Raw genomic sequence first — 12,962 nt, forward strand, 5'->3', positions numbered from 1 at the left:
CGCCGACACCGCCAATCGGGGTCTGGCACACGGCCATCGGACGCACTCACGGCTTGTCACGGAGCAGTCGGTACGGAGCGATGCCCGTAGATGAGGGCATGAAGCGAAGACTGCATCCATGGCACCCCGGAGCGGCGCGGGTCCGCACCGCCCGGCTGGCCGCGGCGGCGCTGACCGTCGCGGTCGGCGCCGCCGTCCTGCCCCTGGCAATCGGCGGCAGCGTCCAGGCGCAACCGCGCGCCGCCGGCTCGCCGCTGCTCGACGAGACCTTCACGCAGGCCACGGCGGCGGAGTTCACCGGCGTCGGCTCCGCCTGTCTCACGGGCGCCCCGGCGGCCGCCGCACCGGGACCGGGGGACCACCCGCTGGGCGGCTGTCCGGAGGGTGTCGGGCCGGTGCCGCCCCCGGACGGCGCGCCGCACGGATACCTCCGGCTGACGGACGCGTCCAACGACCAGTCCGGAGCCGTGCTCTACAACCACGCCCTGCCCGCCAACGAGGGCCTCGACGTCACGTTCGACCAGTGGCAGTACGGCAGCACGACCCCGGCCACCCCCGCCGACGGCATCTCGTTCTTCCTGGTCAACGGCGACGGCGCACTCACCCACCCGGGCGCCTTCGGCGGAAGCCTCGGATACGCGCAGAAACTCCCCGACGACGACCCCTCCGCCACCTTCCTGCCCGGCGTGGACCGCGGCTACCTCGGCGTGGGGCTCGACGTCCTCGGGAACTACTTCGGCGACTGGGAGCACCGCGGCAACGGCTGCGCCGAGCGGTCGCCCGCCGGCACGCAGTTCCGCATCCCGGCGCCCGGGGCCGACATGGTCACGGTCCGCGGCCCCGGCGACGGGACCGAGGGGTACTGCTTCCTCACCGCCACCACCGACAACTTCACCACCACCGGGCCCTGGCCCACCACGCTCCCCGGCAACCTTCAGGGACCCCTGACGTCGCTGCCCCCCGGCGCGACCCCCGTGCAGGCCGAGACCGCGCTCGAACCCTCCCGCCGGCGGGTCCACGTACAGCTCACCCCCGCGCCCAGCCCCGTGCTGAACGTGTCGGTCGACTTCAACGACGGGACCGGCTTCCACCAGGTCCTCAGCACACCCGCCCCGCAGCCGGTGCCGCCCTCGTACAAATTCGGTTTCGCGGCCTCCACCGGGCTGTTCACCGATGTCCACCTCATCCGCAACGTGCTCGTCAGCAGTGACCGGCCGCTGCCCGCGCTGAACCTCGTCAAGCAGGTCAGGGAGCCGCTGCCGGGCGACCTGGTGGCGGGATCGCGGGTGCCGTACGACTTCGTGGTCACCAACTCCGGTGGGTCGGACATCACCGGGCTCACCGTCGACGACCCGAAGACCGGCCCGGTGTCCTGCCCCACGACGACGCTCGCACCCGGCCGCACCGTCACCTGTACGGCCACCTACACCGTCACGGCCGCCGATGTGGCCCACGGCTCCATCGACAACACCGCCGTCGCCAGGGGCACTTCGAACGGGGAACCGGTCACCTCGCCGCCCTCCTCGCAGAACGTGCCGCTCGAACAGCCGCCCGGCCTCGTCGTGGAGAAGAAGGCACAGACGCCCGGACCCTACTCGGTCGGGCAGACGGTCACCTTCACCTACGACGTCCGCAACACGGGCGGCACGGAGCTCACCGACATCGCGGTGCACGACGACCGCGTCGGCCACATCACCTGCGCCGCGACCGAACTCGCCCCCGCGGGACGTCCCGGCGACACCACCACCTGCACCGGGACGTACACGATCACCGCCGAGGACGGCACGGCCGGATCCGTCACCAACACCGCCACGGCGACCGGAAGGACGGACGGCACCACCGTCACCTCCCCCCAGACCCAGCAGACCCTGCCGGTCGGGGCGCCGCACCTCACCCTGGAGAAGCGTGTGGTGACGCCCGCGCCGTACGGAGTCGGTGACGAGGTCGAGTACTCCTACACCGTCACCAACACCGGGACCACACAGCTCCGCGACGTGCACGTCGGCGACGACCGCGTCTACGACGTCGTCTGCGACGCGACGACGCTGGCGCCCGGGGCCACGACCACCTGCCACGGCACGTACACGATCGCCCAGGCCGACAAGGACCGGTGCGAGAAGCCCGGCAGGACCAAGGGAGGCGGAGGCGGGGAGGAGACCTGCCCCGTCACCAACGTGGCGGTGGCGGCGGGCACCGACCCGCAGGGCAACCAGATCGTCAGCCGTCCCGACCAGGTCACCATCGACGTCGGCAGCACCCCGCACCACAAGCCTCCGCACCACAAGCCCCCGAACCACAAGGGCCTCCACCGGAACGCCTAGGCGTGTACCGAAAGTCCCGTCTGCCCGACCGCAGACGCGCGCCGCACCCGTCGACGACGGGTGCGGCGCGCGTCGTGCGCGGGACGCGGACGGGCGGCCCTCACCCTCCCCGCACACCCATCTGCGTACGCCGTTCGCATGAGAGCTCGCGGGATCCGGACACGGCCCCGTGTCATGCGGGCGGTCGGAGCACGGTGGGCACCGACCATTCCCCACATGAGACGTATCTCCCAGCGCCTCGGTGCGCTGCGCGCCCGCGCCGGCGCCACCGGAACGGCCCTGGCCGTGGCGGCGGCCACCGTGCCGGCCTTCGCCCTCGGCCTCGGAACGGTCCCCGCCTACGCCGCCCCGCTTCCCGGCGGCCTCGGCCCGTGCGTTCCCGGCTCCTGCCCAAACCCGTTCCCCGGAATCAACAACGGGCCGATCGCCGGCCGCGACAACGCCATCAACATCTTCGTCGGCGACGACTTCCTGGTGCGGGGCCGGGCGGCGGAGGCCGAGGGCCGCGTGGTCGTGCTCGACGACTTCGACCAGCGGAAGGAGGCGGGAGTCAGCGGCCTGTACAACCTCGGGATCGTCGGCGTGGGCTCGCGCGTGCCGCCGCCCAACGGGGCGGACTTCCTGACCACCGGCGGGAACGTGACCATCGCGAGCGGCCAGCGCCTCGACACCACCGGCGGACTGGTCGGCGAGCAGGGCGTCGTACGGTACGCGGGAACCGAGTCCGGAACGGTCTCCGGGCAGCTCGTCCACGACCCGGACGCCGCCCGGCCCTACGCGGGGCTGCGGGACCAGCTCACCACGGCCAGCCGCTGCTACGCCCGGGTCGACGGCCGGCCCCGGGAAGCCACCGGCACCGCCGTCAACGAAGGCACCCGGACCCTCTTCCGCGGTGACGGGACCTCCGCGCTCCAGGTCTTCAACGTGGACTTCGACCTGACCGCGCCGGGCGGCGGCCAGCAGGGAATCGTCTTCGAGAACATCCCCGCCGACGCCACGGTCCTGGTCAACATCCTGGGCGCCGACCGCACCATCAACACCTACAGCGGCGCCATCGACGACAGCACCGACCCGCTCAACGCCTACCGCGAGCGCCTGCTGTGGAACATTCCCGACGCGTCCTCCGTCCACCTGGAAGGCACCGGGCAGATGCAGGGCAGCTTCCTGATGGGTGACCAGTCGTCCATGACGACCGTGACCCTGCCCGGCATCAACGGCCGCTTCTTCACCACCGGCTCGCTCACCCACACCAGCACCGCCGGCGGCGGCGGAGGCCAGGAGTTCCACGCCTACCCCTTCGACGGCGACCTGCCCGACTGCGCGGGGACGCCCCCCGTCACCGGCGAGGTACGGGTCCTCAAGACCGACGCCGACACCGGGGAGGCCCTGCCGGGCGCCGGGTTCGAGCTGTGGCGCGAGACCAATGACGTCCCCGGGCTTCAGACCGGCGGTGCGAACCCCGACACCCGCGTGACGACCTGTGTCACCGCGGCCGACGGACGCTGCGCCGTCACCACCGCGACCGGCACCTACTACTGGCGCGAGACCTCGGCGCCCGACGGCTACGACCTCCCCAGCCCCGACGTGTTCGGACCACTGGTCCTCACCGAGGGCAACGCGGAGAGCGGTGTGCAGGCGGTGGCCCGTGACACCCCCACCCCCGTGCCGCCCACGACCGGTGCCATCCACCTGACCAAGACCGACCGGAAGAACGGCCGCCCCCTGGCGGGCGCCGTCTTCGAGGCCTGGCGCGAGACCAACGGCATCGCCGGGCTGCAGACCACGGGACCGGACCCCGACACCCGGGTCGGCCCCGGCTGCGCCACCGACGGCGCCGGGCGGTGCACCTTCGGCAACCTGCCGCTCGGCGCGTACTACCTGCGGGAGACGGCCGTGCCCGAGGGATACGTCCTGCCCGACAACCCGGTCACCGGGCTCTACGACGTGACCGAGGGCAACAGCTCCACCGGAGTGGACGTCACGCTCTCCAACGAGCGCGGCGAGCCCTGCAAGGGCAAGAGCTGCTAGGCGGGTGATCCGGCGTACGACCCGCCCCGGTTCCGGGGCGGTCACCGGTTCGGCCACCCACAACTGGGCGGCCGGACCGGCACGCTGATTCACTGGCAGGGACGCATTCCCCCCCCCGTGCACCTGGAGGTTCACGCCGTGCGCCCTGCCCTGATATCCGGTGCCCTGGCCGCTTCTGCGGCAGCGGCCCTCGTGTCCGCGGCGCTCGCCGCCCCGGACGCGGGCGCCGCTGAGGCCCGCGCCGACTGCACCGCACCGACCGGCCCCTACCAGCGGCCGATGGAGGAGTACCTCGGCCTGCCGGTCGACGGGGTCCAGTCGGAGGCGGACTGCGAGGCCGTCCGCGCCTTCCAGACGAAGAACCACGTGCCCCGCACCGACGGGTACCCGGAACTGGCCACCTACCGCTTCATGCTCGCGGTGAAGGCCGCCGACGACCCCAACGCCGCCGGGCACTGCCCGGTCCGCACCTACCGCGTCACCTGCGTCGACATGGACCGCCAACTGCTGTGGGTGCAGACCGGCAAGCGGATCGACTTCCGCCCGGTGCCGATCCGCACCGGCCGCGAAGCGCAGGAGACCAGGCCCGGCTGGCACTCCGTCTACTGGCGGGACAAGGACCACGTCTCCTCGCTGTACGACGACGCCCCCATGCCGTACTCCCAGTTCTTCGACGGCGGCCAGGCCCTGCACGGGCACCCGGGCAACCTCTTCGACGGCGGCGGCTCCGCCGGCTGCGTCAACCTCACCGTCCACGACGCCGCCGCCCTGTGGGACCTCCTGGCCCTGGACGACGCCGTCTACGTATGGGGGACGAAGCCCGGCACCGGCGCCTGAGACCGCGGTGGCCGGCGGGCACGCGGACCGTCGCCCGCACGCTCCGGCCGGCACACCGCGGACGTCACCCGGTCAGGGCTTGCGGGCGACGGCGCACCACATGGGCAGCGTGTCGTCCGGGACGTCGGACGGCCCGGGACGCCAGCGGGTCAGGTTGACCACGCCCGGCTCCAGGATCTCCAGTCCGTCGAAGAACCGCCGCACCTCCGTCCGGGTGCGCGGCGTGGCGGAGGCGTGGCTGGCGGCCCGCTCGTTGTAGATCCGCATGGACTCGGCGACTTCGGGAGCGGTGACGTCCACGGCCGGGTGGGACAGGACGAGATGGCTGCCCGGGGCGAGGCGGTCCAGCAGCCGGCGGGTGATGTCCCAGGGGTCCTCGACATCCTTGATGTACTGGAGGATCGCCACCAGCATGAGGCCCACCGGCCGGTCCAGATCCAGGGTGCGGGAAGCCGCGTCGAGGATCGCGTCCACGTCCCGCGCGTCGGCCTGCACATAGTCGGTCTGCCCCTCCGGGCCGCTGACCAGCAGGGCCCGCGCGTGCGTGAGGACGATCGGGTCGTTGTCGACGTAGACGACCCGCGACTCGGGAGCGGCCCGCTGGGCCACTTCGTGGGTGTTCTCGGCGGCGGGTATGCCCGTGCCGATGTCGAGGTACTGCCGGATCCCGGACTCCGCGAGGTGACGCACGGCGCGGCCCAGGAAGGCCCGGTTGGCCCGGACCGACGGCACGATCGTCGGGTTCGCCGAAGCGGCCAGCTCGGCCGCCTCCTGATCCACCGGATAGTGGTCCTTGCCGCCCAGCCAGACGTTGTAGACGCGGGCGGGGTGCGCGTTCGTGGGATGCGTCGTGGACAGCGCGTTGTCGTTCATCGTGTCACCTCGTGCGGCGAAAGGGCCAGGTCGGGCCCGGGTTTCGGACACGGTACCCCCATGATCCGAACCGTGTCGCCGGTCGGTGCGAGCACCCCGGTGAACGTTCCGCGCCGCAGGGGCGAATCGGCGGCGCCCGGCCTCGCGGGGCGGCGGCCGGGCCGCACCGGGAAACGCCGGTGGAACCGCTCGGCCCCGGGCCGGCCGGGTACGTACAGTACGACCGGCCCGGGAGCCGTGCGCACCGGACCGCCCCGCCCGCGCGACGACGCGCCCGCGGGGCCGAGTGCCGGGGGTGGCGCGGATGACGGACACGGGGCGTGTGCACGCGGAGGGGGAGGACACCGGCCGGCGGGCACCGCTGGACCGGCGGGTGTTCGTCGTGGCGGGGGCGGTCTTCGCCGTGCTGATGGCGCTGTCCACCCGTTACGGATTCCACCGCGACGAGCTGTACTTCCTCGACTGCGCCAGGCACCTCCAGGCGAGCTACGTGGACCAGCCGCTGCTGGCGCCGCTGCTGGCCCGGGTCTCGCTCACCCTGTTCGGGGTCTCGGAGGCGGGCCTGCGGCTGTGGCCCGCGCTCGCCGCCGCGGGCACGGTGGCCGTGGGCGCCCTGACCGCGCGGGAGTTCGGCGGTGCGCGACGGGCGCAGCTGCTCGCGGCGGTCGCGACCGGCACCATGCCCGTGCTGCTGAGCAGCGGGCACGTCGCCAACACGACGTCGTACGAAATTCTGGCGTGGGCCGCGATCGCGCTCGTGGTCGCACGGATCGGCCGCACCGGCGACACCCGGTGGTGGCTCGCCGCGGGGGCGCTGGTCGGCGTGGGCGCGGAGTTCAACCATCTCGCGGCGGTATTCGGGGCCGTGCTGCTGGCCGCCACCCTGCTCGGCCCGGCACGGCGCACGGTGGCCGACCGCCGACTGCTCGCGGGGGCGGCGATCGCCGTACTGCTGGTCCTGCCCGACCTCTGGTGGCAGGCACGGCACGGCTGGGCGATGTTCGAGATGACCCGGGCCCTGAACGACGAGCACGGGGGCCCCGGGAACATCTTCACCTGGATCACCGGGCAGTTCGGCATGGCCTGCCTGGCGATGGCGGTGCTGTGGATGGCGGGCCTGCGGTTCCTGTGGCGGTCCGGCCGGCCGATGTGGCGGTGCCTGGTGATCGCGTACGCCGTGCTGTTCGTGCTCTTCGCCGTGACGACCGGGGCGCAGGTCTACTACCTGGGCGGCCTGTACGTGTGCCTGCTGGCGGCCGGGGCGGTGGGGCTCGACGGATGGCTGCGCGCCCGGCGGCCGCGGCTGCGCGGCCTGATGGCGGCGACCGCCGTCTCGGCCGCGCTCTCCGCCGTGATCGTGCTCCCGGTGCTGCCGCCCTCCGCGACGGCCTGGACGTACGGCGTCAGCGAGACCTCGGGGGAGACCCTGGGCTGGCCCCGACTGGTCACCACCGTGCGGCAGGTGTGGACGGGACTGACACCCGGACAGCGCGCGGACGCGGTCGTCTTCGCGGCGGACTACAGCGAGGCCGGAGCCATCGACGAACTGGGCCGCGACTTCGGCCTGCCCACCGCGGCGGGGGCCCAGAACACCGACTGGTGGTGGGGCCCCGGCAACCCGCACGCCACGACGGTGGTGGCCGTCGCACCGGGCCCCGAACACCTCCCCGGGTACGCCGCCCGGCTGCGCCGGTACTTCCGGCACGTCCGCGTGGCCGCCACCCTCTCCAACCCCCAGGGCGTGCACAACATCGAATGGGGCGGCCAGGTCTTCGTCTGCACCGGCCCCCGCCGTTCCTGGGGCACGATCTGGCCCGAACTGCGGATGTACGCCTGACGCCCCGGGGCCGGGCGGCCCGTCCGGTGCTCCGGGCGGGCTCAGCTTCCTCTCAGCCGGGGTTGCCGAGGCTTGAGGTGACCGAGCACCTTCCGCATCGGACCAGGGGGAGTTCATGGCCACCCATACCACTGCGCTGCGCGTTCCTTTGGCCGGTGAGCGCACCGGACCCGGGAGAGCGACCGGCGCGGACCGGCTGAACCAGTTCTTCGAGGCGGCCTGCGACCGCACACCGTCCGCCATCGCGCTCGAATGCGGCGCGGACCGGCTGACCTACGCCGACCTCGACCGCCGGGCCAACCAGGTCGCCCGCCATCTGCGCGGGAGCGGCCTCGGCCCCGGCGCCGTCGTGGCGCTGCTGCTGCCTCGCTCCGTGGAGACGTACGTGTGTCTGCTGGCCGTGTGCAAGGCGGAGGCGGCGTTCGTTCCCATCGACCCCGCGACCCCGCCCGACCGGGTCGCCTTCATCCTGCGGGACGTGGGCGCCTCCGCGGTACTGACCACCTCCGCGCTCGCCTCCGGCGCCGCCTGGGCGGGGCCGCACCCGCCGTGCGCGGTGGTCGAGACCGACACGTGCGCGCAGGAGTTCGGCCTGCTGCCGTCCTCGCGCCCGCCCACCGAGGACGGGGGCGAGGACGATCCGCTCGCGTACGTCATCTACACGTCCGGGTCCAGCGGCAGGCCCAAGGGCGTGCAGATCGCCCGGTCGAGCATCTGCAACTTCCTGCGCGTCGTCTCCCCGGTCTACGGGGTCCGGCCGCGGGACCGCGTGTACCAGGGCATGGCGATCTCGTTCGACTTCTCCATCGAGGAGATCTGGCCGACCTGGGCCGCCGGGGCGACACTCGTCGCCGGACCGGCCGGACCCGGACGGCTCGGTGCCGAACTCGCCGACTTCCTCCAGACGCACGGGATAACCGTCCTGTACTGCGTACCCACGCTGCTGGCGACGATCCCGCACGACCTCCCGCGGCTGCGCAGCATCGTCGTGGGCGGTGAGGCGTGCCCCGCCGCACTCGTCGAACGCTGGAGCAGGCCGGGACGGCGCATGCTCAACACCTACGGCCCGACCGAGGCCACCGTGACGGCCACCTGGCAGGAACTCCTGCCGGGGCGGCCGGTCACCATCGGCCGGCCCCTGCCGACGTACTCGGCCGTCCTCCTCGACGCACAGCGGCACCCGGTGCCCCCGGGCGCCGTCGGCGAGATCTGCCTGGGCGGCCCCGGCCTGGCCCGCGGCTACGTGGGACGGCCGGACCTGACCGCCGACCGCTTCGTCGCACACCCCCTGGCACCCGGCGGCGGCACGCTCTACCGCACCGGGGACCTCGGCAGGCTGACGCCCGGCGGGGAGATCGAATACCTCGGCCGGGCCGACGCGGAGGTGAAGATCCGCGGGTACCGCGTGTCGCTGGAGGAGATCGACAGCGTACTGATGGAGGACCCCGGGGTCGCCCAGGCGGGCACCGCCCTCACGACCGCGCGCGACGGCGACGGCACCCTCGCCGCCTATGTCGTACGCACCGAGGACCGCGAGGTCTCCGACGACGACCTCACCGCCCGGCTGCACGAGCGGCTGAGCCGGTCGCTGCCCGCCTACATGGTGCCCGCGACCCTGGACTTCCTCGACCGGCTGCCGGTCATGCCCAGCGGCAAGACCGACCGCGGACGGCTGCCCGCACCGGCCGGCCGTCGCTTCGCCGGTACCGGACCCGTGGTGCCGGTCCGCGGCGAACTGGAGACGAGGGTGCGGGACGTCTGGGCGCAGGTGCTCGGCATCGCGCCCGCGGAGGTGTCGGCCGAGGCCGACTTCTTCACGGAGCTCGGCGGCCACTCCCTGCTCGCCGCCCGTGCCGTCTCCGCGCTGCGCGACCGGGCCGGTGCGGCCGGTGCCACCCTGCGCGACCTCTACGAGAACCCCACCGTGCGCAAGCTCGCGGCTCACCTCGGTACCCCGGCCGTGCGGCCCGGCCCGGCCCGGCCGCCCCGCCCCGCACCCCTGCGGCACCGCCGGGGGCGGATCGCGCGGGCCGGACTGGCCCAGCTGGCCGCGGTCTACGGGCTGCTCCTGCTGCTGACCGGACCGGTGGCCCTCTCCTACTCGGTCGATCACGGCCAGATCTCCGGCTGGGGCGCGGTGTGGTCGACGCTCACGGTGCTGGCCGGATACCTCGGCGTGCGCTGGATCGTGCCCGTCCTGGTGGCCCGGCCGCTGGCGGCGGGTATCGGGCCCGGCCGCTACCCGCTGTGGGGAGCGACCTATCTGCGGCTGTGGGTGCTGGACGTGCTCGTGCACGGCATCGGCCCCCTGCGGGTCCTGAGCGGATCCCCCCTGATGGGCCCCTATCTGCGGCTCCTGGGCGCCCGCGTCGGCCCCGGCACCACCATCGCCACCGGCCTGATCGGCCTGCCGTCGCTGCTGCGCGTGGACCGCGACGCAGCGATCGGCTACGGCGCGGTGCTGCGCCCCTGGCGGGTCTCCGACGGGTGGGTCACCGTCGCCCCCATCACCATCGGCGAGCGGGCCTTCGTGGGCGCCAACGCGGTTTGCGAACCCGGCACCCGCCTGGGACCCGGTGCCGGGCTCGGCGAGCAGTCCGTGGCGGGCCCGGACGACCCCGTGCCCGCCGGGGCGCGCCGTGCCGGATCGCCCGCGCGTCCCGTCACCGCCCTCTCCCCGGCCGTCGAGGCGATGCTGGCCGACCGGGGCGCAGCGGACCGCTGGCGGCCGGGGCAGCTGGCGGCCGTCCTGCTCGGACTGGTCCTGCTGGAGACGGCCGCGGTCGCCACGGCCCTGCCGAGCCTGACCCTGCTCTGGTGGGCCTGGCTGCACGGCGGCCCGGTCGCCGGAATCGCCGGCGCCGTGCTGGCGGGCCCGGTCTTCGTGCTCACGGTGTGCCTGACCGTCGCCGTCGGCAAGCGCCTGGTGCTGCCGAGGACACCCCCGGGGATCCACCCGGCGCGTTCGGCCCTCGGCGTACGCAAGTGGATCGTGGACAAGCTGCTGGAACACAGCCTCATGTTCACCAACTCGCTGTACGCCACGCTCTACACGGCCCCGTGGCTGCGCCTGCTCGGCGCCCGCATCGGCCACCGCGCCGAGGTGTCCACCGTGTCGCACGTCGACCCGGATCTGCTCACCCTCGGTGACGGCAGCTTCGTCGCCGACATGGCGGGCATCGGCGTCGCCTCCTTCGCCGCCGACCGCATGGCCTTCGAGCCGACCCGGGTCGGCGCACGGTCCTTCGTCGGCAACGCGGCGCTCGTCCCGGCCGGGACACGGCTCGGACCGGGCTGCCTGATCGGTGTGGGCACGGTTCCGCCCACGGACCGGGTGCCCGCCGACAGCACCTGGCTGGGCTCGCCCGCCCTGCGGCTCCCCGTGCGCCAGGACAGCGGCACGTACCCCGAGAGGCTGACGTTCTCGCCCTCCCGCGGCGCCGTGGCCGGCCGTCTGGCCATCGAGTTCCTCCGCACCACCATGCCCGCCTCGGTCCTGGCCGCCGGCGGCTGCCTGTACCTGCTGGGGCTCTCCGCCGTCGCCCATGCCGCCGGACCGCTCGTGCCCCTGCTGGTGTCGCCGCTGCTCGCCATGGGCGCCGCGCTGGCCGTCGTCGCGTACTGCCTGGCCGCCAAGTGGGTGGTCGCCGGAAAGTACCGGCCGCGCGTCGAGCCCCTGTGGAGCCTGTTCGTGCGCCGTACGGAGTTCGTCACCGGACTCTTCGAGGCGGCCGCGGTCCCGGTCGGCGTGGGCCTCCTGGTGGGGACGCCGTTCCTGCCGCCGGTACTGCGCGGGTTCGGGGCCCGCATCGGGCGGCGTACCTGGATCGGTACCACCTTCCTCACCGAATTCGACCTGGTGGAGGTGGGCGACGACGCCGAGATCGGCTTGAACGTCTCGCTGCAGAGCCACCTCTTCGAGGACCGTGTGATGAAGATGTCGACGGTGGACATCGGCCCCGGGGCGAGCATCGGCACACGGACCGTCGTGCTCTACGACACCGTGGTCGGCGCCGACGTCCGGCTCGGGGCGCTGTCGCTGGTCATGAAGGGCGAGCGGCTGACCTCGGGCACGAACTGGCAGGGGCTCCCCGCCGAAGGTGCCACCGCGGCACCCGCCGCGTGCGCGGCCCGCGAACCGGCCCCGGCCGGGCGGTGAGGGAGGCCGTCATGACCTATGGCACCTACGACGCAGCGGCCGCCGGGCAGCGCCGCCTGGCCCTCGTCTACCGGGGACCGGCCTCGCGGCCCGGCTGCCCCGAGGCGGTCGCGGAACTCCTCGCCGCCACACCATGGAATCTGGAGGTCCGCTTCACCGGCCCCGATGAGGCGCTCCATCCGACGGCCCGGAACCTCTCCGACGCCACGCTGTACGCCCAGCCCGGCGGCGGCACGCTCGACTCCGCGTACCGGACCCTGCGCCGGCAGCACCGCGTGGTGCGGGACTTCGTCCGCCACGGCGGACGCTATCTGGGCTTCTGCCTGGGCGGCTACCTCGCCGGAGCCACCCCGGGCTTCGGCCTGCTGCCCGGCGACACCGACCAGTACATCGCCTCGCCGGGCGCCTCGGTCCACGACGAGCGCGACACGGTGGTCCCGGTGACCTGGCGCGGCCGCCGGCGCACCGTGTACTTCCAGGACGGCCCCCTCTTCGAACTCGACGAGGACGCCGACGCGACGATCCTCGCCACCTACGACAACGGGACCGTCGCCGCCCTCGCGACCCGGTACGGCGACGGCCGCGTGGCGGTCACCGGACCGCATCCCGAGGCGACCGCCGACTGGTACACCCACCACGGACTGCCGGTCCGGCACACCCTGGACCTGGCCGAGGACCTGGTCGACGCCGTGATGCGGGAGTGAGACCGGGCGAAGGACACGGGGTTCCCCGTCACCCACGACACGCCGAGGGTGACGGGGAACCCCGTGTCCTTCGCCGACAGCGCCCGTCGACGCCGTCGGGAGACGCACGTCGGGCGGCCCCGGGGCCGGGCGCGCCGCCGGGGGTGCAGGGTACTCACTGGGCGGTGGCAACCCCCGTGAGCGGAGGGGGTGCTCGGGGGCGC

Annotated in this window: 7 protein-coding genes; 6 read left to right on the top strand and 1 reads right to left on the bottom strand. The window is 73.7% G+C overall.

Going from position 1 to position 12,962, the window contains the following annotated elements:
- Positions 1-98: 98 nt before the first annotated feature.
- The 3 genes from ACFVFH_RS32475 (at position 99) to ACFVFH_RS32485 (ending at position 5,186) form a co-directional block, all read left to right on the top strand.
- Positions 99-2,321, top strand: coding sequence for a hypothetical protein (locus tag ACFVFH_RS32475; RefSeq protein ID WP_383775441.1), 2,223 nt, complete (start codon positions 99-101; stop codon positions 2,319-2,321).
- A gap of 216 nt (positions 2,322-2,537) precedes the next feature.
- A complete protein-coding gene (locus ACFVFH_RS32480; RefSeq protein WP_383775444.1) occupies positions 2,538-4,349 on the top strand; it encodes a choice-of-anchor A family protein in 1,812 nt (603 codons plus the stop codon).
- Positions 4,350-4,487: 138 nt separating this feature from the next.
- On the top strand, positions 4,488-5,186 hold the full coding sequence (locus ACFVFH_RS32485; protein ID WP_383775447.1) for a L,D-transpeptidase: 699 nt from the start codon (positions 4,488-4,490) through the stop codon (positions 5,184-5,186).
- A 72-nt stretch (positions 5,187-5,258) separates the two neighbouring features.
- Here the strand turns inward: ACFVFH_RS32485 and ACFVFH_RS32490 are convergent, their stop codons facing one another.
- Entirely contained in the window at positions 5,259-6,059 is an 801-nt protein-coding gene (locus ACFVFH_RS32490; protein ID WP_383775450.1) for an SAM-dependent methyltransferase, read from the bottom strand.
- Between the two features lie 304 nt (positions 6,060-6,363).
- Here ACFVFH_RS32490 and ACFVFH_RS32495 point away from each other — a divergent pair, with 304 nt between their 5' ends.
- From ACFVFH_RS32495 to ACFVFH_RS32505, 3 genes are all read left to right on the top strand, one after another.
- Complete coding sequence (locus ACFVFH_RS32495; protein WP_383775453.1) at positions 6,364-7,896, top strand: ArnT family glycosyltransferase; 1,533 nt, start codon at positions 6,364-6,366, stop codon at positions 7,894-7,896.
- A gap of 115 nt (positions 7,897-8,011) precedes the next feature.
- Complete coding sequence (locus ACFVFH_RS32500) at positions 8,012-12,055, top strand: Pls/PosA family non-ribosomal peptide synthetase (RefSeq protein ID WP_383775455.1); 4,044 nt, start codon at positions 8,012-8,014, stop codon at positions 12,053-12,055.
- An 11-nt stretch (positions 12,056-12,066) separates the two neighbouring features.
- The gene (locus ACFVFH_RS32505; protein ID WP_383775458.1) at positions 12,067-12,759 is read left to right on the top strand and encodes a BPL-N domain-containing protein; all 693 of its coding nucleotides are present in this window, start codon (positions 12,067-12,069) and stop codon (positions 12,757-12,759) included.
- The last annotated feature ends 203 nt before the right edge of the window (positions 12,760-12,962 follow it).

The organism is Streptomyces sp. NPDC057697, assembly GCF_042799335.1.
Lineage (GTDB): Bacteria > Actinomycetota > Actinomycetes > Streptomycetales > Streptomycetaceae > Streptomyces.